Source organism: Kribbia dieselivorans NBRC 106261, assembly GCF_001552435.1.
In the GTDB taxonomy this organism is placed as follows: domain Bacteria; phylum Actinomycetota; class Actinomycetes; order Actinomycetales; family Dermatophilaceae; genus Kribbia; species Kribbia dieselivorans.
This window is the reverse complement of sequence record NZ_BCRE01000041.1, coordinates 1-19,796: the sequence shown is the minus strand read 5'-3', so window position 1 is coordinate 19,796 and position 19,796 is coordinate 1. Positions and strand designations below refer to the sequence as shown.

Sequence of the window (19,796 nt, the reverse complement as noted above, 5' to 3'; positions counted from 1 at the left end):
CAGCGCTCGGGCTGCGAGCGAATCGTTGGTCCATCGGCGCTGACCGGACCGCGGGTGGCGTCCTCGTTTGCGCGGCTTGCGAGGTCGACCCCTACCCGTCCGCAGGGACGAACCAGCGATACCGCACTGCCAACTCACTGACGGGCGATAGTTTGGCGAGTTGTGCAGCAGACTGCTGGATGGCGTGGTCCGCGACTTCCAGCGGCCAGGCTTCGGGGTGTTCGAGGACGCGCTTCGCTGTCGCTCCGTTCATGGCTCCGAGCTTGACCCAATCGGCCCAGCCTCCGGCGGGCAGCACGCCACGGGCGTTCTCCAGGGAGTTGATAGGGATAGTCTTGCGATTCCCGAGCGCGCGCATGAGCGGTCGCTGATCGCCCATTCCGGGAGCCTGCAGTTCAGCGAAGGTGCCCTGCAACTTCTTGTCAATCTGCTCGATTGACCCCTCTGTCGAGACCAAACGAAGCAACCACAGTGTGCGTCCCGAGTACGTCACCAGGGCGCGTCGGAATGCCTCATGCAGCACGAGCTTGCGGGCGAGAAAAGACTGCTGAAACGCTTGAACCGCGGCTTCCATTGCCCGGTAGTGCTTCGGGTTCAATCCAGCCGTGGCCGAGTCAATCTCTGCACCGAGGTCCAGTACGGCCTGAGTCTGTGCGGCGGTGAGGATTCGGAACAGCCAACAGCGCTTCTCGAAGTCGTTCGTTGTCGCGCCCCACTGTTGGCGCCACCAGTCGACCTTCTTGCGGTTGCCGCGCATCTCGCTCTCGCCGCGCAGCACCGCGGCCAGCGTCGGGTCCGCCTTCACGACCACGCGTGCAATCGCGTCGAGATCCAGCGCAATGGGAACTAGCGCGACGGCCTGCCGGAGCACCCAGCCGTCTCCCCACAGCCTCGAGACTTGCTCCAACCGTGCCCGCCAGGGCGCCCCATCAGCGTCGGGCTGCGGACGTGCGCGAAGCAGCTCGCTCCCAGCCACCATGTCGGCGACCAACGTTCGCCCATCGGCGCGCCGGAATCGTGTCCGACCTTGCGATACCGCCCCTTCGGTCTTTCGGGGCTATAGGCCAAAAAGTGTGTCCGGCTGGATGGTGTTCCGGCAGGTCAGCACGGCATTCCGCGGCTCAGTCTTTCCGATGAGGGTATGACTGGCCGTGGTGATGGACATCCGGGCACCTGCGAGCTATGCGGCGGCCGCCTGAAACGCAACGGCCAGACCACTGCGGGCAAGACCAGATGGCGCTGCACCACCTGTGGCGCCTCGTCGGTCAAACGCCGCCCCGACCTGACCCGGCGGCGCGAACTCAACGGGTTCATTGACTGGCTCCTGGGCCCCACCGGACAAGCCGCGGCAGCACCCGGCTCTGCTCGAACCTTCCGCCGACGCACGGCATGGTGCTGGCTGGTCGAACCAACGATCACCGTGACCGGTGAGATCTACGACGAGATCCAGATCGACGGGATCTACCTGTCCTCGAACTGGTGCTGCCTCATTGCGCTGCATCGCGGCAAGGTCATCGCCTGGCAGTGGTGCGATCGGGAGAAGACCGTCGCGTGGAAGGTCCTGCTCGAACAAGTCCCGCCACCACGAGTGGTCGTGTGCGACGGCGGATCTGGACTCCTGCCCGCGGTGGCCGAGGCATGGCATGACACCAAGGTCCAACGCTGTCTGGTCCACGTGCAACGCAACGTGCGGACCCACCTGACCACCAGGCCCCGCACCGAAGCAGGCAAAGCGCTGTGGGGGCTGGCGAAGAAGCTCACCCGGATCGACACCGCCGAGGACGCCGTTGCCTGGCTGCAGCAGTTCAACGACTGGCACACGCTCTACGGGCACCTGACCCGCGAGCGGACCTACCGCCACCAACTCACCGGCACCCGGACAGTGCCCGAGTGGGTCCGTCCCGGCAAGAGCTGGTGGTACACCCACGAACGACTCCGCAAGGCCTACCGACTCCTCGAGAAACTCGTCCGCAACGAGCATCTGTTCACCTACCTCGACCCTGCCCACAAGGGGCTGGGGATCTCCTCTGTCAAGGGACAGTAGGAACTGCCCAGTGGCGGACATGAGACCTGCCCGCTGACGGCCACGAGATCTGCCCGCTGGTGGCCATGGGATCTGCCCAAGAGGGGCTGCGGCCACCACCGGCCCGGGGCTCAGCTCAAGGGGCTCACCCCTTGGCCGGCGAGTGCTTGGGTGAGTCGGACTGACTCACCTGTGGTCTGGCAGACGTGGGCGTGGTGCAGCAGCCTGTCGACGGTGGCGGTGGCCAGCGTCTTGGGCATGAGTTCGTCGAACCCGGAGGGGTGCAGGTTCGAGCTGATCGCGACCGAGCGTTTCTCGTAGGCGGCGTCGACGAGCCGGTAGAGCCCCTCGGCGGCATCGGCCCCGACCGGCAAGAGCCCGATGTCATCCACGATGACCAGGTCGGCACGCAGCACTCGGGCGATGGCTTTCGTCACGGTGTCGTCGGCGCGATGCCGGCGTAGCAGGACGCCGAGGTGTTCCAGGGTGAACCAGGCGACCTTCAGCCCTTCCTCGACGGCTTGTTGGCCGAGTGCCTCGAGTAGGAACGTCTTCCCGGTCCCGGACGGTCCGCACACGACGAGGTTCTCTCGCCGGTGCACCCACTCCAGGGTGCGTAGTGCCTGCTGGGTTGGTGCTGGGATCGAGGAGACCTCGGGCTGCCAGGCATCGAAGGTCTTCCCGGTCGGGAACCCCGCCGCTGCTCGTCTGGTCGCGAGTGCGGAGCGTTCCCGGCCGGCGACCTCCTCGGCGAACAACGCCTTGAGTACTCCTCGGCGAACAACGCCTTGAGTACCTCGGCGGGTTCCCAGCGTTGGGCCTTCGCGGTCGCGACGACCTCGGGGGCGTGGCGACGGATGTGCGGCAGCCGCAACCGGCGCAACAGGTCCTCCAACTCCGTCGGCAGCGGTGGCGCGGACCCGGTCGACACGGTTGCCGCTCTCGTCGTCATCGGATCACCTCGTCCTCGTCACGCTGGCCGACCTGTGGGCCGACCTGTTGGCCGACCTGTTGGCCGAGTCGTGCCCACGCACTGGTGCCCTGGGTCAGCGAGCGATCCTCACTCGCCCGGTGCTCACCGGCACCGGGCTGGCGGGCTCCCCGACCGTGGTGGTGGTCGAGGATCGAGGACAGGTCGGCCTCGGCGAACCGGCCGTGCACCGCGGCGTGGCCCAGTGCCCAGTCGACCTCGACGGGGTCGAACAGCTTGGCCAGCGCGAGGGCTTCGGCCATCTTGACGCGCATCTTGGTGGTTCCTGCTGCGGCGGCCTCGATGAGCCACAGCCGGGCACCCTCGCCCAGGTCGAGGAACTCAGCCTCGGCGGCGTTTCGTGCGCGGGGTCGGCGGTCCAACGGCCCCTCGGGCTGGGGCGGGAAGTGATCGTCATCGATCCTCGGCGTGCCGGGCGTGGCCCGGTGGTGGCGAGCGACCTCGACCGGACCGTCCTCGCCGACGTGGACGAGGACGACCTGTTCATCGGCGCCGACACCGTAGGTGCGCACCCATACCGTCTGACCGAGTAGCTGGTGCGGGACCGAGTACTGGCCGGACTCGAAGGTCACCATCGGCGTGTTGACCGGGACCTGCCGGGTGGTGCCGAACGCGACCGTGTGCGGACTCAACGCGACCGGGTGCAGCCGGAGGCGTTCCTCGGCGAGCATCTCGACCGGGGGCCGCTTCGTGATCCGGTGCGCTCTGGTGTTGACCTTCTCGCAGAACGCCTCGCACGCAGCCTCGAGCTCGGCGAACGTCGCGTACTCCTCGAGCAGGTTGGTGTCCTTGGGGACGAGGTCGGCCTTGCTGATCTTCACCGACGCCTCGGTGCCGCCCTTGGACGCCGGATCAGCCGGAACACAGGTGTGCACCGTCACCGAGTAGTGCTCGGCGAACGCCACCAGCTGCGGATTCCTGACCGGGATCCCGGCGATGTGCTCGGTCGTGACGGTCTTCTCGTTGTCGGTCAGCACGTAGGTCGGCACCCCACCCAGCCGTCGGAACGTCACGTCCAGTGCGGCGAACACCGACGGCATCGTCTTGTCGCGAATCGGGAGCACGACCCGGAACCGGGACCAGGCCAGCCAGGCCACGAACAACACGGTCTTGACGCCGTCGACAACCGGGCCGTCGCCGTAGTCGTACTGCAGCCACATCCCCAGCTCGGTCACCCACGGCCGGTGCACCCGCACATGCCCGGCGCGGTAGGCCTTCTTGACCGCGGCGACCGCTCGTCGGGTCGTACGCTCCGAACCTGTGTACCCCAGCGCCACGAGCTTCTCGTGGGCCACGTCGGCGCGGACCTTGCCCAGGCTGCGCTCGACCCACTCCTCGACCTTCGGCAGGTAATCGTCGATCAGCTGCGGCCGGGCAGCGGCCCGGTCCACTTCGCCGCCGGCGGCACGGCGCTCCACGTAGTGCTTCACCGTGTGGTGGGAGCATCCGGCCAACTCACCGGCATCGCGCAACGACCCGGTCAGGTCGTAGGCATTCAGGATTTCCATGATCTCCTCGGCAGACTTCAACTCATCCCTTCCTCGGGAGCGATAGGGCGCATCAGCACCGCTCATCGCACCCGAGGAAGGGGCCTCAGCCGCGCAAGGCAGCCAGGCAGACGACGTCGTGTCGGGCAGATCCCATGACCGTCAGCGGGCAGTTCTCATGACCGCCAACGGGCAGCTTCGTGGCCGTCTCCGGGCAGTTTCTCGTGGCCGCCGACACTCCTCGACCACGAACTGGATCGAGGGCGGCGTGAACGCCGGACTGCGTGACCTCCTGCGCGCGTCACCGCGGGATGCCCGAACACCACCAACGACGCGCGATCGAGTGGTGGCTCCACGCCCACGCCGCCGCGGCACCGCCCGCGGTCAGCCTGATCCCCACCCACCCCGAACAGAAGCCCGCCGAGAAGCACCAGCACATCGAGGAACCGATCGGCCCCGCCGGCTACGACACCGGCCTCAGCGCCGACGAAGGCCTCTGGCACCGCCGCGGATGGGCAGGCCGCTCATGACACACCCGAGAGCAGACACACTTTCTGACCTATAACCCTGAACCCCCGAGTGATCGTTGACCCGATGAGTCGCGACACCCACGACAACCCACGCGAACCTACAAAAAAAGTCCTGAGCCGCGACACCGTGTCAACGATGTCGCGACTCAGGACATTGGTAGCGGGGGCAGGATTTGAACCTGCGACCTCCGGGTTATGAGCCCGGCGAGCTACCGAACTGCTCCACCCCGCGTCGCTGAGTTAACTATAGGTGAACGGCGCGTGGGACTCAAATCGAGCGAGGCGACGCCGGACCACACCCGGGCCCGACGCCGCTCCGCCCATCACTTCGAGAGCTTCACCGAACCGCCCTGGGGCGCCGCCCGCACGGCCCGGTCGATCGCGGCCTTGAGCTTCTTCTGGGCCGCGTCGTAGCCCGAGAAGTCACCCTTGCGCAGGGCCGCCTGACCCTCGGCATAGGCATCCTGAGCATCCTTCAAAGCGGAGCGCAGTGCGGCCGAGCCGGTCCCACCCGTACCTCCAGTTCCGCCCGTACCACCCGTGCCTCCAGTCCCACCCGTGGCCGGCGGCGCCTGCCCGGTCAACCCCGCCAGCGCCGCGTCGAGCGTCTCCGCCCACGCCAACTTGTCACCGAACACCGCGACGACCTGCTTGTTCTGCGGGAACGACCCGCTCGACTCGCTCGCCCGCAGATACAGCGGCTCGACATAGAGCAGCCCGTCCCCGACCGGCAGCGTCAGCAGGTTCCCTCGAACCAGGCGTTCCTCGCCGTTGCGGATGTACTGCGTCAGCGCCAGCGGCTGGCTCTCGTCCTGGGAACGCTCCGACGACGTCTCGATCTCCTGCTGCACCTGCCCGGGCGCCTTCACGCTCGACTGGCGCGACAGCTCCAACAGCCGCAACTGCCCGTACCCCTCGCCCTTCACCCCATCCTCAGACCCGGCATCCGCCTCCGCCGCGAGATACCCGCGCAGGAGGTTCGAGTTGCCACCGAACGGGATGAACAGGCTGCTCAGCGAGAACGACGCACTGTCCTGGTCGGGCATCGCCAGCGACTGGTAGTACGGCGGCTGCGAGTTCGAGCTGTGCGTCGGGTCCTTCGGCACCTCCCAGAAGTCGGTCTCGTCGAAGAACGAGCCCGGGTCGGTGACGTGGTACTGCGACAGGATCTGCCGCTGCGCCTTGAACAGGTCCTGGGGGTAGCGCAGGTGACGCATCAGCGTGCCCTTGATGTCCGACAGCGGCAGCACCGTCCCGTCGAACGCCGAACTCCAGGCCTTGAGGATCGGGTCCTCGGTGTCCCACGCGTACAGCTTCACCGTGCCGTCGTACGCGTCGACCGTGGCCTTGACCGAGTTGCGGATGTAGTTGACCCGCCCACCGGCGGAGGACTGCACGGTCCGCGACGCCGCGGTCGTCGAGTCCGACGTCACCTGCTGCATGTCGACCAGCCGCGAGTTCGGGTACCGCGCCGTCGTGGTGTACCCATCGACGATCCACTGCACCCGCCCGTCGACGACGCTCGGGTAGGTGTTCCCATCGAGCGTCAGCCACGGCGCGACCTTCTGCACCCGCTCCTTCGGCGACCGGTGGTCGAGGATCCGCGACTCCGAGTTCACCGCGTTCGAGAGCAGGAACATCGGCTCGCGGTACTTCATCGCATAGGCGACGCGACGCGGGAACGAGCCGATCGGCACTCCGCCGATACCGCCGTAGGTGTTCTGCCGCTGACCACCGCGCCCCTCGTCGTCGGGCGCGTCGAACTCGCTCGGCGCGGCCCCTTCCGGAGCGCCGACGACCGAGTAACTCGGCGAGAGCTCACCGAAGTAGATCCGCGGCTCGAACTCCCCGAGCGGGCCCTTGGCACTGGTGTCGATGAACACCGGATCGCCGTTGGAGGTGCGCTGGTTGCCATGCGCGGCCACGAGCCCGTACCCGTGCGTGTACACCGTGTGCGCCTTGAGCCACGACTCGTTCGCGTCCGGGATCCCGTCCAGGCTCAACTCGCGTACGGCGACGACGACGTCACCGCTGGTGCGCCCGGCCGCCGTGCCCGGCTGCGCGCCCGTGCCGGCGCGCGAGAGGTTCGAGTAGCGGTCGACGTCCAGGGTCTCGGGGAAGACGTAGTACTGCTGCCGCGCCTCGTGCTGCCGGAAGCTCGGCGAGATGACGTTGGGGTCCATCAGGCGCACGCTCGGCATGTTCTCCGAATCGGTGCGCAACTGCTTCGTCGTTGCGCGGTCGGCGTTGTACGGGATGACCTTGACGTCATCGACCGCAAACGCGGCCCGGGTGGCGGCGATGTTGTTGGCCAGGTACGGCGCCTGCAGGGTCTTGGCCGACGGCGTCACCCGCACGGCCTGGATCACCGCCGGGTACACCGATCCGACGAGCACCGACAACACGATGAGGAGCGCGGTGGCCAGGATCGGCAGGCGCCAGGACTTGGTCCAGATCGCCGACAGGAACAGCGCCGCGCACATGAGCGCCGCGATCGCCAGGATCGCCTTGGTCGGCAGCACCGCGTTGGCCGCGGTGTAGTCGACACCGGTGAGCAGCGAGGTCTCGCGGGCCGTCTGGGCATACCGGTCGAGCCAGTACGACGCTCCGCGCATGAGGGCCAACAGGGCACCCAACACGGAGATGTGCACGATCGCCGTCGCCGTCGACGGGCCCCGCTTGGGCAACTGCAGACCGCCGTAGATGTAGTGCCCCACGGCCGCGGCGATGAGCGCCAGCACGAACACCATGGTCAGGAACCCGACGAGGAACAGCAGGAACGGCAACGTGAAGACGTAAAACCCGATGTCGAGGCCGAACTGCGGGTCGGTCTGCCCGAACGGCTGCCGGTTGAGCAGGAGGAGGAGAGACTCCCACTGACCCGCCGCCGCGGCTCCACCCATGAGCGCGAACAGCACCACCAGCCCGATCGTCAGCAGCCGGCGCATCGGCTCGATCGCCGTACGGTACTGCTGCAGCGCCACCTCGCCGGGGGTCATCGGCACGAGCAACGGACGCGAGCGGTGCGCGATGACCAGGCTGCTCCACACCGCTCCGCCGGTCAGCGCCGCCCCGACCACGAACAACCCCAAGCGAGTGCCCATCGTCGTCGTCCACACCGAGGTGAAGCCCACCGAGTCGAACCAAAGGTACTCGGTCCACATCCCGACGAGTTGGAAGAGCACCGCAATGACCACGACGGCGACGATCAACCACCGCCAACCGGAGCCGCGCCGGGGCGCGCTGGCCGTCGGCGGTGTCGGCCGGCTCGGTTGTGGGCCGCGCGGCCACACGTTCTCGCTCACCAGGATCCTTCCTCAGGGGTGGAGCGGCCGGGCAGGCCGTCCGGAGTGAGCAACCCTATACACGCTTCCTGACAGATGAGGCACGATGGGTCGGTGTCCGAACCCGCCGTGCAACCCGTGACCGACTCCCTCGACCTCGTCGCCCTCGAAACCGAACGGCATGTCGCCGCCTCGGGGTGGGACCAGAACCCACGCCTGTTCGCCCTGGTCGCCTCCGCCGACCTCCTCGAGCGTGAACCGCACCTGCGTGCCGGAGCGTCGTTGGAGGACGTGCTCCCCGGCGCCCTGACCGCGATCGAGCAGGAGGGCCTGCCGCCGACGAGCGACCTCGAATCGATGCTGGCTCGCATTGCCTGGCCCGAGTCGGTGCTCGGTGCCGCACTCGCGGTCGAACGGATCATCGTGCCACCGGATGCCGAACACGACCTCCCGGCCGGCAAGGATCAGGCCGTCGATGCCCTCGCCGCCCACCCGGATCGCCGTGACGTGCGGCTGCTCGTCGCCGTGCATCGCGACGGTCGGGCCACGTGCCTGCTGCGCCAGCGTGACCACGACCGTGACGACCGCGTCGCGCGCGGCGAGAACATCGCCCCCGGGCTGGTCCACGCGCTGCGGATGACGTTCGAGGACTAGCGCGCTCAGCTGCAGCCGGGCAACGACGCTCCCTTGCCTGCGGCGATCTGCTCGACGGCGTGCGCCGCCTCGGCATGCGTCGTCACCGCCACGACGTGCAACCCGTCGGGAATGTTGTTGACGACCTCCCCGCAATTGCCCTTCGGCGCGAGGAACCACGACGCTCCGGCCCGCCGCGCCCCGACGAGCTTGAACCGGATGCCCCCGATCGGGCCGACCTCGCCGCCGTCCGAGATCGTGCCGGTGCCGGCGATGGGTTGACCGCCGGTCATCGCGCCGGGCGTGACGAGGTCGCGCACGGCCAAGGAGAACATCATCCCGGCCGACGGACCACCGACCTGACCGGCATCGATCTTGACCGTGAACGGGAAGGTGTACTTCGGTTGCAGCAGCAGCCCCACGGCCGGTTTGCCCTGGACGTCGACCGTCTTCAGCGTGAACGACAACACCTGGTCGTCGCGGCGTACCGTGATCGCCGCCGGGTCGCCGACGTTGCGCTTGCGGATCGCCGCGACCGCGTTCTGCACCGTCGAGACCTTGGTGCCGTCGACGGCGGTGAGCACGTCTCCGGCGTGGATCTTGCCCTTGCCCGGACTGAGGTCCGAGACCCCGGCGACCTGGATCGCCTCCTTGACGGTCTTGCCGGCCGAGCGCAGGGCGACCGCCACGGCGGCCTCCTGCGAACCGACCATCTCGTCGGCGTTCTGCTGCTCGATCTGCTGGTCGGTCGTGCCGGGCGGGAAGACCTGGTCCTCGGGCAGCAGGTCGGCGTTCGGGTCGGCCGCGGCCCGCAACGCCTCCCACCCGGTGATGTGCCGCTGCGGCCCGCCCAGGACGTTGACGGTGGTGAACCACAGGTGTCCCTCGGTCGGGTAGGTCTTCGCCCCGGACACCGACACGAGCGGCTGGCCATTCTGCGATCCGAGGGTGTCGGCGACCGGCCCCGGTGACATGACGACGTACGGCACGCGCACGACCGCCAGCACCGCCGAGATCGCCACGACGATGAACGCGATGACCAGCAGCGCGCTGGCCCCCCACCTGGGGCGTCGACGCCCCTCCTCGGAGTAGGCCTGCTCGTACCAATTCACTCGCACACCGTACCCGCGCGTGGCTGGGGAATGCCTGACCCTGTGGCTCGGGGAACTCCAGCCGTAGGCTTGGGTGTTGTCCCCCATGCGCGGATCGCCGTTCGCGCACGCCCAACCGGATCAACAGACCATCACGGAACAACAGACAGGTGGAGCCCCGTGGCCGACCTCCCGAACCGCCCAGACGACTCCGGCACGCCCGACGAGCCCGGTGACAGCGGCGGCGTGCCCGAGGAGATCCTCAACGTGTTCCGTGACCTGACCGGTGGGCGCGATCTGCCCCCGGGCCTGGCCGACCAGCTCAAGGCGTTCGGCATAGACAACGTCGACCCGACGATGCTCCGCTCGATGGCCCAGCAGATGCAGTCGATGTTCAGCGGCGGCGAGGCCGCGGTCGACGAGGACGTCGCCACCGACCTCGCCCGGCGGCTGGCCAGCGAATCCGGCGACCGGTCGATGGGTGACCACGACGCCCGCCTGGCCGACCAGGCCGCCACGGTCGCGCGCCTGTGGCTCGACGAGGTCACCACCCTCGAGGCCCCGAACCTGACCGGCTTGGCGTGGAGTCGCGCGGAGTGGATCGAGGCGACCATGCCGGTGTGGGTCGAGCTCATCGAACCGGTTGCCGACGGGGTCGGCGAGGCCCTCAACGACGCGCTCACGTCACGTCTGGGCAACCTGCCGCCGCAGGAGTTGGCCGCGATGGGCGTGCCCGCCGGCCTGGATCCGTCGGTGATGCTCAACCAGATGAAACCGATGATCGCGAAGATGTCGACGTCGATGTTCACCATGCAGCTCGGGCAGGCCGTCGGCGGCCTGGCCACCGAGACGCTCACCGGCACCGAGGTGTCCCTCCCCCTGCTCGAGGACGGCGACCTGGTCCTCCTGCCGACGAACATCGCCGCCTTCGCCGAGGGGCTCGATGCCGACCTCGACGAGGTCTGGATCTTCCTGGCCGTGCGCGAGTCGGCGCGCCAGCGCCTCTTCACCGCCGTGCCGTGGATCGCCCCGCAGATCCTGCAGTCGGTGCGCGACTACGCCCGGGACATCACCATCGACACCGACGCGATCGAGGCGGCGGTCGAGCGCATCGACCCGACCGACCCGGAGGGGCTCAGCGAGATGCTCAAGGGCTCGCTCTTCACGCCGCACCACTCGGCGGCGCAGAAGGCGGCGCTGGCACGGCTCGAGACGTGGCTGGCCCTGGTCGAGGGGTGGGTCGAGGTCGTCACCGCCCGCGCCACGAACGGCAAGCTGCCGCACGCCGATGCGCTCGCCGAGATGATGCGGCGGCGGCGCGCGGCCGGCGGCCCGGCCGAGCAGGCCATGGCCAGCCTCGTCGGGTTGGAGCTGCGCCCACGCCGCATGCGCGACGCCGCGAACCTCTGGTCGGCACTTGAGAACGCGGTCGGAGCGTCGTCGCGAGACGCCGCCTGGGGCCACCCCGACGTCGCCCCGACAGCCGCCGACCTCGACGACGTGCTCGGCTACGTCGAGCGGGTCCAGGCCGGTCCGGGCCAGGAGTCGCTCGACATGGACGCCGAACTCGACAAGATCCTGCGCGGCGAGGGTGGCGAAACCGGCACCGGCGCCGGCACCGCCCCCACCGACCCGCCCGCGTGAACTTCGCGGACCTGCACGCGAGCGCCGTGCGGGAGTTGCGTGCGTGGAGGGCTCCCGACGCGGCCCAGGCCGCGCTGGCCCGGCGGTACCTGGACCACCTGGCGGCCCACCCGGACGCGGTGGCCAAGTCGGGCCCACCGGTTCACCTGACGGCGTCGTGCCTGGTGATCGACCCCGCCGGTGAGCACGTGCTGTTGACCCTGCACGCCAAGGCCCGGCGCTGGTTCCAGTTCGGCGGACACCTCGAAGCTCCGGACGCGACCCTGGCGGCCGCGGCCGAACGTGAGGCGCGCGAGGAGTCCGGGCTCGAGGCTCCGTCGGCGTTGACCATGCTGCCCGGCCCGGTTCACCTGGATGCGCACGATCTGCCGGGTGGGTTCGGGCGCTGCCGCACCCACCTCGACGTGCGCTACGCGGCGGTGGCCGCCCGATCGGCGACCCCGGTGGTCAGTGCCGAGTCGGTCGATGTCGCCTGGTGGCCGGCCGATGAACTCCCTTCCGGCAGTGAGGAACTCGCGGCACTGGTGGCGGCCGCCCGGCGGGTTCTGGCGGGCTGAGCCGTCGTCAGTCGACGTGGCTGGCGGTGTCGGGATCCTCGGAGCCGGAGTGCTCGGCATGGGTGACCCCGGCGAGGAACCCCCGCGCCCGCTCCAACCGCGGGTAACCGGCCAGCAACGCCCAGAAGTCATCGCCGTGCCCGGCCACGAGCAGGTGCGCCAGTTCATGCAGCAGCACGTAGTCGGTGACATACGTCGGCATGCCCTGCAACCGGCTCGACAGCCGGATCGTGCCCTCCAGCGGCGTGCAACTCCCCCACCGTGACCGCTGATTGGTCACCCACCGCACCTGCGTCGGCTTGGCCAGCCCACCGAGATAGGTCGCGGAGAGGTGCGCGGCTCGCTCGACGAGATCGGCGTCACTGGGTCGACGCTTCTTCTCCTTGGCGGCGAGCTTGGCGAGCATGCCGTCGACCCATGCCCGCTCCTGGGCAGCGGAATGCCCGGCGGGGATGAGCACGACCGTGCGGTCACCGTCACGGTAGGCGCTGACCGTACGACGGCGGCGGCGACTGCGACGGATCTCCACCTGCTGGTCAGACGTGGTTTCACCGGGCATGTCCGCACCTTACGCCGCCGACGGGCCTGTGGATATCGACAATCCACAGGGGTACGGCACTGGCACGCTGACCTGACCCCGAACCGCGGAGAGACGATGACCAACCCCTGCCTGCCTGCCCACCTGCGCGTGTTGCGCCGCGCCGACGGTGCGGTCCAGTTGGGTCTGGACACCCCGGATGCCCTCGTCATCGAGGGTGTGACCGACGCGGAGCACGGCTGGCTCGAGCTGATGGACGGCACCCGCGACCGCACCACGCTCCTCAGCGCCGCGGGGGCGCAGGGGATCACCGCCGGGCGCGCGCTCACCCTGCTCGACCTCCTCGAGGAGCACGGTCTGCTCACCCACCCGTGGCCCGGCACGGAGCCTCGTGGCCGGGCCGGCGCCCACGTGCTCATCGACGGCGCTGGCGCGGCCGCGGCCATGCTCGCCGATGTCCTGCGCCACGCCGGGGTTGGGCACGTCGACCACGGCCCCGGCAGCGCCGATGCGCACCTCGCCGCCACCTCGAGGCTGCCGCATCTGGTGGTCCTCACCGACACCGGCCCGGTGCCCCCGGACCGCGCCCGGCCGTGGCGCGATCGCGACGTCGCCCATCTGCCGGTCGCACTGCGCTCCGCCCAGGCCATCGTCGGGCCCGTGGTCGTGCCCGGCGTGGGCCCGTGCCTGGAATGCGTCGAGTGGGCACGCACCGACCTGGATCCGAGCTGGCCGTGGCTGCGTGCCCAGGTCTCGCCCACGGGGATCGGTCCGGCGGTACGCGTGCAGGGCGACACCGCGCTCCGCTCGTTGGTGACCGGTTTGTCGGCCATGGCCGTCCTCACCCAGCTCGATCGCGGCGACCCCACAAACGGGCTCGTCGCCGTGGGATCGGCGGTGCAGATCCGCCTGCCCGGGCCCGAGATCGAGCGGCTCGACTGGGCGGCGCACCCGTCGTGTCGGGCCTGCGGGCGAGTCCGGGCGACGTTCCCAGCCTCGGTGGGCAGAATGACCGGGTGAGCGATGTCCCACGTAGCAGCCTGTCCCGCAGCGCGAAGCTGGCCTCCATCCCGCTCGGCCTCGCGGGCCGGAGCGCCGTTGGGTGGGGTCGCAAGGTCGCCGGCGGTGATGCCGCAAAGATCGATGCCGACGCGCAACGCGCCTTCGCCGAGCAGGTCTTCGACGTGCTCGGCCAACTCAAGGGTGGGGCCATGAAGGTCGGGCAATCGCTGTCGGTGCTGGAGGCGGCGTTCCCCGAGGAGTACGCCGCTCCGCTGCGCGAGGCCCTCGTCCGGCTGCAGGAGAGCGCCCCGCCGATGCGGGCCGAGGCCGTGCACCGCATCCTCAGCGAGGAACTCGGGCCACGCTGGCGTTCCTCGAAGTTCCTCTCGTTCGACGACCGGCCCGCCGCTGCGGCCTCGATCGGTCAGGTGCACCGGGCCGTGTGGCGCGACGGCCGCGAGGTCGCCGTCAAGGTGCAGTACCCGGGGGCCGAGGAGGCGCTGAAGTCCGACCTCGCGCAACTCGGGCGGCTGGCGCGGATCACCGCCGGGTGGGTGCCCGGTCTGGACATCGGTCCGGTCATCCGCGAACTCCAGGCCCGCATGACCGAGGAGCTCGACTACACCCTCGAGGCGCACCACCAGAAGGTCGTCGAGCGCGGCTTCCGCGATCACCCCGACTACTTCGTGCCCGAGGTGCTCGCCCACTCGCCGCGGGTCCTCGTCAGCGAATGGGTCGACGGAGTCTCGCTGGCCTCGGTCATCGCCACCGGCGACCAGCCCGTGCGCGACGCGGCCGCGCAGCTGTACTACGAGTTCCTGCTGCTCGCGCCGGTCGAGGTCGGGGTGCTGCACGCCGATCCGCACCCGGGCAACTTCCGGATCACCCCGGACGGGCGGTTGGGCGTCATCGACTTCGGTGCGGTGAACCTGCTGCCCGAGGGCTTCCCGGAGCCGATCGGGCACCTGCTGCGACAGGCCCTGGACGGCAGCGCCGAGACCGTCGTGCAGGGGTTGCGCGACGAGGGCTTCATCAAGCCGAGCCAGCGCCCCGACCCCGAACTCCTGCTCGAGGCGATCAGGCCGTTCATCGAGCCGCTCGTCGCGCGCCAGTTCCACTTCACCCGGGCGTGGATGCGCCAGGTGGGCGCGCACGCCCAGGACTTCACGTCACCGACGTTCAAGGTCCACCTCCAGCTCAACCTGCCGCCGGAGTACCTGCTGATCTACCGCACGTGGCTCGGCGGCATCGGCATCCTGTGCCAGCTCGAGGCGAACGTCGACGTGTGGAACCCGATGGAGCGCTGGCTGCCGGGGTTCGCCCAGGGCTGAGCCCGCCGCCGCCTCAGACCCGGACGGGGTGTTTGCGCGGGCGACCCCGCGGCCGCTTGCGCGCCACGACGACCCCGCGCTCGAACAGTTCTCCGCCCCACACGCCCCACGGTTCGCGGCGTTCGATCGCGCCGGTCAGGCAGTCACTCTGCAGCGGGCACGTCTGGCACAGGGTCTTGGCGAACTCGACTCCGTCGGGGGTGTCGGCGAACCAGAGTTCGGGATCTTCGGTGTGGCACGGCGGGGATGACGCTTCGAGCAGGGTCACTGCTACTGATGTGGACATCTGCATTCCTGGATGTGGAGTGATCGAGCAGAAACAAGGGAGGCCGCGAACCCGGTCGGGGTCCGCGGCCTCCACATGTGGCCAAACTGTGTGGTGCTACAGCGTGACAGCCACCGGGATCAGGCGGACGGGACGAAAGGGCGCGAGAAAGTCGGTCGGAATGACGACAGACCACGGGCGCAGACGGGCAGGCGTGACCGCGGTGAATCGCATGTCAGCGTGCGTCCAGTTGAACGTTGACGTGATCACGACTGCCCTCCTCTCATTGTCCGGTCTCCCCCAGCGGCCCGGTTGCCGCCGCACAAGACGTCCCTCCACTGTAGGAGCCTGCGCAAACCGCGGCAACCCATTTATTCTCCCGCCTCCCGCGCGCGTGGGCCTGCCCGCCGAGTGATGGTTTCGGGCCGCCTCACGGGACCTGAGGCGGCCCGAAACCATCACTCGGCGGGGGTGTGTGACGTCAGGTGTGCGTATGGGACGCGACGATGTCGTCGATGTCCCCGCCGCGAAGGACCTCGAGCACCGCGGCGCCGTACTGGTCGAGCTTGCGCGCCCCGATCCCGGAGATGACGCTCAACCCGGCCAGGTCTTCGGGGGTCGTCTCGGCGATCGCGATGAGGGTGGCGTCGGTGAACACCACGAACGCCGGCAACTGCTGCGCCTTGGACGTGGCCAGGCGCCACTGGCGCAGCCGCTCGAACGTCGCCTCGTCGTACGTCGCCGGGCAGTTCGTGCAGCGCCCCTGCCCCTTCTCCACCGCGGTGGTCAACGTCGCTCCGCAGGTGCGGCAGGTGCGCGACTTGACCGTGCTCGACGAGCTCTCGCGGCGCACGCGCGCGGTGGTCTTCGGCTGCGACCGGGCCCCCTCACCGAGGATCGACGCGGCGGTGTCGAGGAACCGGGACACCCGCCGACTCGCCCGCCCCCCGGGATTGCGCGCCCGGGCCCACGACAGCACCAACTCCTCGCGGGCGCGGGTGACGCCGACATAGAGCAGGCGGCGCTCCTCCTCGATCTGCTCGGCGGTCTCGGCCATGGTGATCGGCAGCAACCCGTCCGAGACCCCGCCGAGCACGACGGCGTCCCACTCCAACCCCTTGGCCGCGTGCAGCGACGCGAGCGTCACCCCCTCAACGGTCGGGGCATGCTGGGCGGAGGCGCGTTCGTCGAGTTCGCGGATGAACTCGGGCAGGCGGGCGGTCGGGGTCGCGGCGGCGAACGAGGCGCCGAGCTCGACCAGGGCCCGCAGCGACTCCCACCGTTCGCGGGACGCCCCGCCGGTCGGGGCGGTCTCGCTCCACCCGGTCCCGCGGATGACGTCGCGCACCAGCGTGGGCAGGTCGACGCTGCCGTCGTCCGAGCGCGCCGCCCCACGCAACAACACGATCGCCTCGCGCACCTCGCGACGGGAGAAGAACCGTTCTCCGCCACGCACGAGGTAGGGCACCCCGCGGGCCGCGAGCGCCGACTCGAAGGCCTCGGACTGCCCGTTCGTGCGGAACAGGATGGCGATCTGCGACGCCGGGCGGCCGGCGTCGATCCACCCGGTGACGAGGTCGGCAATGCCGGCGGCCTCGGCCTCGTCGTCATCGTGGGCGATCAGGCGCGGCGCCGGGCCCGGGCCGCGTTGGGCCTGCAAGGTGACCGCGCCGGAGCGGGGCATGCCCGACGGGCCGGAGACGACCCGGTTGGCCAGCGCCACGATCTGCAGGGACGAGCGATAGTTGCGCACGAGCTGCACGGTGCGGGCGCCGGGTTGGTGCGAGCCGAACTCCAGCAGGTGCCGCGGCGTCGCGCCGGTGAAGGAGTAGATCGTCTGAGCGGGATCCCCGACGACGCACACCTCGTGCCGCTCGCCGAGCCACAGGTCGAGCAGGCGCTGCTGGAGGGCGTTGACGTCCTGGTACTCGTCGACGACGAAGTGGCGGTACTGGTCACGCACCTCGCGGGCGATGTCGTCGCGTTCAGCGAGGATCCCGACGGTGAGCAGGAGGACGTCCTCGAAGTCGATGACACCGCGCTCCTGTTTGACGTCCTCGTACACGGACAGGAGCCGCCCCATGGCGGTGGCGTCCATGACCGGGATGTCGCGGTTCGCGGCCCGCACGGCCGCGGGGTAGCTCTCCGGGGTGAGCAGGTTGACCTTGGCCCACTCGACCTCGGCGGCGACGTCGCGGAGTTCGGACCGGTCCAGTCGCAGCCGCAGACGCCCGGCGGTCTCGGCGACCACGGGAGCCTTGTGCGCCAGCACCTCGGGCGCGGCGCCGCCGATGGCCTTGGGCCAGAAATAGTGCAGCTGGCGCAGCGCCGCGGCGTGGAACGTGCGCGCCTGAACCCCGCCGACGCCCAGGTCGCGCAGGCGGGTGCGCATCTCCCCGGCCGCGCGAGCGGTGAACGTCACGGCCAGGACCCGCTGTGGGTGGTACGCCCCCGACAGCACGCCGTAGGCGATGCGGTGGGTGATCGCGCGGGTCTTGCCCGTCCCGGCACCGGCGAGCACGACCATCGGGCCCGACGGGTGGGCGGCGACCTCACGCTGCTCCGGGTCGAGCGCGTCGAGGATGGCGTCAGGAGTGGGGATCACCGTGGCGCACGGGGCAGACGGCCCCCGTACCAATGCTCGATGAGACGGCTGGCGATCGACATCCGCCCCAGCGGGGCCCACCGGCCCTCGGCGACGAACGCCGGGACCTCGTCGCGGCTGATCCACCGGGCCTCGGCCAGTTCGCCGTCGATGAGGTGGATGTCCGTGCTCGTCGCCCGAGCGGTGAAACCGAGCATGAGGCTGGAGGGGAACGGCCACGGCTGGTCGGCGACGAACTCGACGTCGGTGACCTCGATACCGACCTCCTCGGCCACCTCGCGGGCCACGGCCTGGGCCATCGTCTCACCGGGCTCGACGAAGCCCGCCAATACGGAGAATCGTCCCTCGGGCCAGGTGGCACCACGGGCGATGAGCAACCGGTCGTCGGCGTCGACGACCGACATGATCACGGCCGGATCGGTGCGCGGGAAGTGGGCGCTGGCATCGATCGGGCAGTTGCGGCTCCAGCCCCCGCGGTCGGGTTCGGTGGCCGCGCCGCACCGACTGCAGTGGGTGTGGCCCTGGTGCCAGTTGTGCAGGCCCAGGGCGGTGACGAACACCTCGGCGTCACGGGTGTCGAGCTTGGCGCCGATCAGGCGCAGGTCGTGCCACGGGGCGTCGGCGTCCGTGCCGTGCAGACCGGTGTCGGTGCCGGTCAGGTCCGGCTCGGCCGGGGTGGGCTCGGCGTCGGAGACCACGATCCAGTCCTGCTCCTCGTGGTCGCGCCCGAGATAGAACCACAGTCGGTCGACGTCACCGGGGGCCGGAGCGCGGTGGAGCAGGGCGGGACGCCCATCGGACTGGGTCACGCGCATCTGCCCGTCACGGATCGCCGCGACGCGCGTGGTGTCGGCGGTGAACAGCGCACGCAGCGCCGCCGGGTTCTCCCGCAGGGCGGCGTTGCGGTCCAGGACGCTACCGCGCAGGGGAAGGTTGTCGAAGGCCTCGGGTGTGGATCGCACGGTGATCACCCTAGACGTCATACCGTGTCACTGTGACTCGCACGCCCTTCGCCCTCGCTGCCCTGGCCAGCGCCGCTGTCCCCGGCCTCGACCCGGTCGGGGTGCAGACCGTCCTCGGTGGTGACGATCGTTTCGACACCGCCATCGTCGCCGACACCGATGACCGCACCTGGGTCATCCGCGCGCCGAGGAGCGAAGCCCTCGCCGGGCAGATGGACCTGGCGTCGACCTACCTCGCCCTGTTGGCGCGACGGGTGCCCTTCGCCGTCCCGCTGGTCCGCGGCTGGGTGGACCTCAAGGAAGGTGGCCGCGCTGCGGTGTCGCACCTGCTGCCGGGCGAGCGGCTGGATTTCGCCGCTCTGCCGCCGGGGCCGGGCGTCACGGCCGAGCTCGGGCGCACGATCGGCACGCTGCACAACGTCGACCCTGCCCTGGCCGAGGAGGCCGGCCTGTCGACGTACCCCGCCGACGACTACCGCCGACGTCGGCTGGCTGCCCTGGATCGGGCCGCCGCCACCGGACACGTCCCGGCGGCGTTGCTGACCCGGTGGGAGGCCGCCCTCGAGGACACCGCCCTGTGGCACTACCACCCGGTGCCGGTTCACGGGAGCCTGCGCAGTGAGAACGTGCTCGTCACGTTCACCGACCCGGACGATGCCGCGACCGGCACGGTCAAGGCACTGACCGGGTGGGAGGACGCCCGTGTCGGTGACCCCGCCGACGACTTCGCCGCGCTCGTCGCGGATGCGTCGACCGAGGCGGTGCACGCCGCGCTGGAGGCGTACGCCCACACGCGGGTCGAGCGCCCGGACCGCAACCTGCTGGTGCGGGCGACGCTGGCGGCCGAGATGTC

General features: G+C 69.9%; 17 protein-coding genes and 1 tRNA gene. 8 read left to right on the top strand and 10 right to left on the bottom strand.

Features of this window, described 5'->3' with window-relative positions; all coding sequences use genetic code 11:
* Positions 1–91: 91 nt before the first annotated feature.
* Positions 92–871: a hypothetical protein gene (locus KD1_RS03640; protein ID WP_157073147.1), complete on the bottom strand. Its 780-nt coding sequence runs from the start codon at positions 869–871 to the stop codon at positions 92–94.
* A gap of 270 nt (positions 872–1,141) precedes the next feature.
* Between KD1_RS03640 and KD1_RS03635 the strand changes: the two genes are divergently transcribed.
* Complete coding sequence (locus KD1_RS03635) at positions 1,142–2,044, top strand: IS1249 family transposase (RefSeq protein ID WP_157073146.1); 903 nt, start codon at positions 1,142–1,144, stop codon at positions 2,042–2,044.
* A 110-nt stretch (positions 2,045–2,154) separates the two neighbouring features.
* Here KD1_RS03635 and KD1_RS03630 read toward each other — a convergent pair whose 3' ends face one another.
* Both KD1_RS03630 and istA read right to left on the bottom strand, forming a co-directional pair.
* Entirely contained in the window at positions 2,155–2,781 is a 627-nt protein-coding gene (locus KD1_RS03630) for an ATP-binding protein (protein ID WP_281177575.1), read from the bottom strand.
* 190 nt (positions 2,782–2,971) lie between these two features.
* Positions 2,972–4,543 carry an IS21 family transposase gene (gene istA / locus KD1_RS03625; RefSeq protein WP_068397664.1) on the bottom strand — a complete coding sequence of 524 codons (1,572 nt, stop codon included), beginning with the start codon at positions 4,541–4,543 and terminating at the stop codon, positions 2,972–2,974.
* Positions 4,544–4,812: 269 nt separating this feature from the next.
* Between istA and KD1_RS03620 the strand changes: the two genes are divergently transcribed.
* Complete coding sequence (locus tag KD1_RS03620; RefSeq protein WP_068397662.1) at positions 4,813–5,031, top strand: hypothetical protein; 219 nt, start codon at positions 4,813–4,815, stop codon at positions 5,029–5,031.
* A gap of 155 nt (positions 5,032–5,186) precedes the next feature.
* Here KD1_RS03620 and KD1_RS03615 read toward each other — a convergent pair.
* Both KD1_RS03615 and KD1_RS03610 read right to left on the bottom strand, forming a co-directional pair.
* A tRNA-Met gene (locus KD1_RS03615) sits at positions 5,187–5,263 on the bottom strand.
* A 91-nt stretch (positions 5,264–5,354) separates the two neighbouring features.
* On the bottom strand, positions 5,355–8,336 hold the full coding sequence (locus tag KD1_RS03610; protein ID WP_245627261.1) for a UPF0182 family membrane protein: 2,982 nt from the start codon (positions 8,334–8,336) through the stop codon (positions 5,355–5,357).
* A 75-nt stretch (positions 8,337–8,411) separates the two neighbouring features.
* Between KD1_RS03610 and KD1_RS03605 the strand changes: the two genes are divergently transcribed.
* Positions 8,412–8,969, top strand: coding sequence for a PPA1309 family protein (locus tag KD1_RS03605; RefSeq protein ID WP_068397657.1), 558 nt, complete (start codon positions 8,412–8,414; stop codon positions 8,967–8,969).
* A gap of 5 nt (positions 8,970–8,974) precedes the next feature.
* Here KD1_RS03605 and KD1_RS03600 read toward each other — a convergent pair whose 3' ends face one another.
* Positions 8,975–10,060 carry a YlbL family protein gene (locus tag KD1_RS03600; RefSeq protein ID WP_068397654.1) on the bottom strand — a complete coding sequence of 362 codons (1,086 nt, stop codon included), beginning with the start codon at positions 10,058–10,060 and terminating at the stop codon, positions 8,975–8,977.
* 159 nt (positions 10,061–10,219) lie between these two features.
* Here KD1_RS03600 and KD1_RS03595 point away from each other — a divergent pair, with 159 nt between their 5' ends.
* Together KD1_RS03595 and KD1_RS03590 are read left to right on the top strand one after the other, a co-directional pair.
* Positions 10,220–11,683 (top strand): zinc-dependent metalloprotease, encoded by a 1,464-nt coding sequence (locus tag KD1_RS03595; protein WP_068397651.1) that lies wholly within the window; start codon positions 10,220–10,222, stop codon positions 11,681–11,683.
* On the top strand, positions 11,680–12,240 hold the full coding sequence (locus KD1_RS03590) for an NUDIX domain-containing protein (protein WP_068397648.1): 561 nt from the start codon (positions 11,680–11,682) through the stop codon (positions 12,238–12,240). The genes KD1_RS03595 and KD1_RS03590 overlap by 4 nt, the downstream gene beginning before the upstream one ends.
* A 7-nt stretch (positions 12,241–12,247) precedes the next feature.
* On the opposite strand, the gene KD1_RS03585 is transcribed toward KD1_RS03590, so the two are convergent.
* Positions 12,248–12,799, bottom strand: a complete 552-nt coding sequence (locus KD1_RS03585) for a M48 metallopeptidase family protein (RefSeq protein ID WP_068397644.1) — start codon at positions 12,797–12,799, stop codon at positions 12,248–12,250.
* A 96-nt stretch (positions 12,800–12,895) separates the two neighbouring features.
* On the opposite strand from KD1_RS03585, the gene KD1_RS17140 reads away from it, so the two are divergent.
* Entirely contained in the window at positions 12,896–13,798 is a 903-nt protein-coding gene (locus KD1_RS17140) for a hypothetical protein (RefSeq protein ID WP_068397640.1), read from the top strand.
* Positions 13,795–15,111 carry an ABC1 kinase family protein gene (locus tag KD1_RS03575; protein WP_068397637.1) on the top strand — a complete coding sequence of 439 codons (1,317 nt, stop codon included), beginning with the start codon at positions 13,795–13,797 and terminating at the stop codon, positions 15,109–15,111. The genes KD1_RS17140 and KD1_RS03575 overlap by 4 nt, the downstream gene beginning before the upstream one ends.
* Positions 15,112–15,124: 13 nt before the next feature.
* Here the strand turns inward: KD1_RS03575 and KD1_RS03570 are convergent, their stop codons facing one another.
* From KD1_RS03570 to nudC, 3 genes are all read right to left on the bottom strand, one after another.
* A complete protein-coding gene (locus KD1_RS03570) occupies positions 15,125–15,397 on the bottom strand; it encodes a WhiB family transcriptional regulator (protein ID WP_245627260.1) in 273 nt (90 codons plus the stop codon).
* Between the two features lie 460 nt (positions 15,398–15,857).
* The gene (locus tag KD1_RS03565; protein WP_068397631.1) at positions 15,858–17,981 is read right to left on the bottom strand and encodes an ATP-dependent DNA helicase UvrD2; all 2,124 of its coding nucleotides are present in this window, start codon (positions 17,979–17,981) and stop codon (positions 15,858–15,860) included.
* Entirely contained in the window at positions 17,978–18,943 is a 966-nt protein-coding gene (nudC, locus tag KD1_RS03560; protein WP_245627259.1) for an NAD(+) diphosphatase, read from the bottom strand. Before nudC ends, KD1_RS03565 begins: the two co-directional genes overlap by 4 nt.
* A 32-nt stretch (positions 18,944–18,975) precedes the next feature.
* Here nudC and KD1_RS03555 point away from each other — a divergent pair.
* Positions 18,976–19,796 (top strand): phosphotransferase (locus KD1_RS03555; protein WP_157073144.1); only part of this gene is annotated, 821 nt, incomplete at its 3' end.

Excerpts from the sequence above, each read along its gene's own strand:
- KD1_RS03635 (WP_157073146.1), top strand. The coding sequence starts at position 1,142 with ATGACTGGCCGTGGTGATGGACATCCGGGCACCTGCGAGCTATGCGGC.
- KD1_RS03620 (WP_068397662.1), top strand. The coding sequence starts at position 4,813 with ATGCCCGAACACCACCAACGACGCGCGATCGAGTGGTGGCTCCACGCC.
- KD1_RS03605 (WP_068397657.1), top strand. The coding sequence starts at position 8,412 with ATGAGGCACGATGGGTCGGTGTCCGAACCCGCCGTGCAACCCGTGACC.
- KD1_RS03585 (WP_068397644.1), bottom strand. The coding sequence starts at position 12,799 with ATGCCCGGTGAAACCACGTCTGACCAGCAGGTGGAGATCCGTCGCAGT.
- KD1_RS17140 (WP_068397640.1), top strand. The coding sequence starts at position 12,896 with ATGACCAACCCCTGCCTGCCTGCCCACCTGCGCGTGTTGCGCCGCGCC.
- KD1_RS03570 (WP_245627260.1), bottom strand. The coding sequence starts at position 15,397 with ATGTCCACATCAGTAGCAGTGACCCTGCTCGAAGCGTCATCCCCGCCG.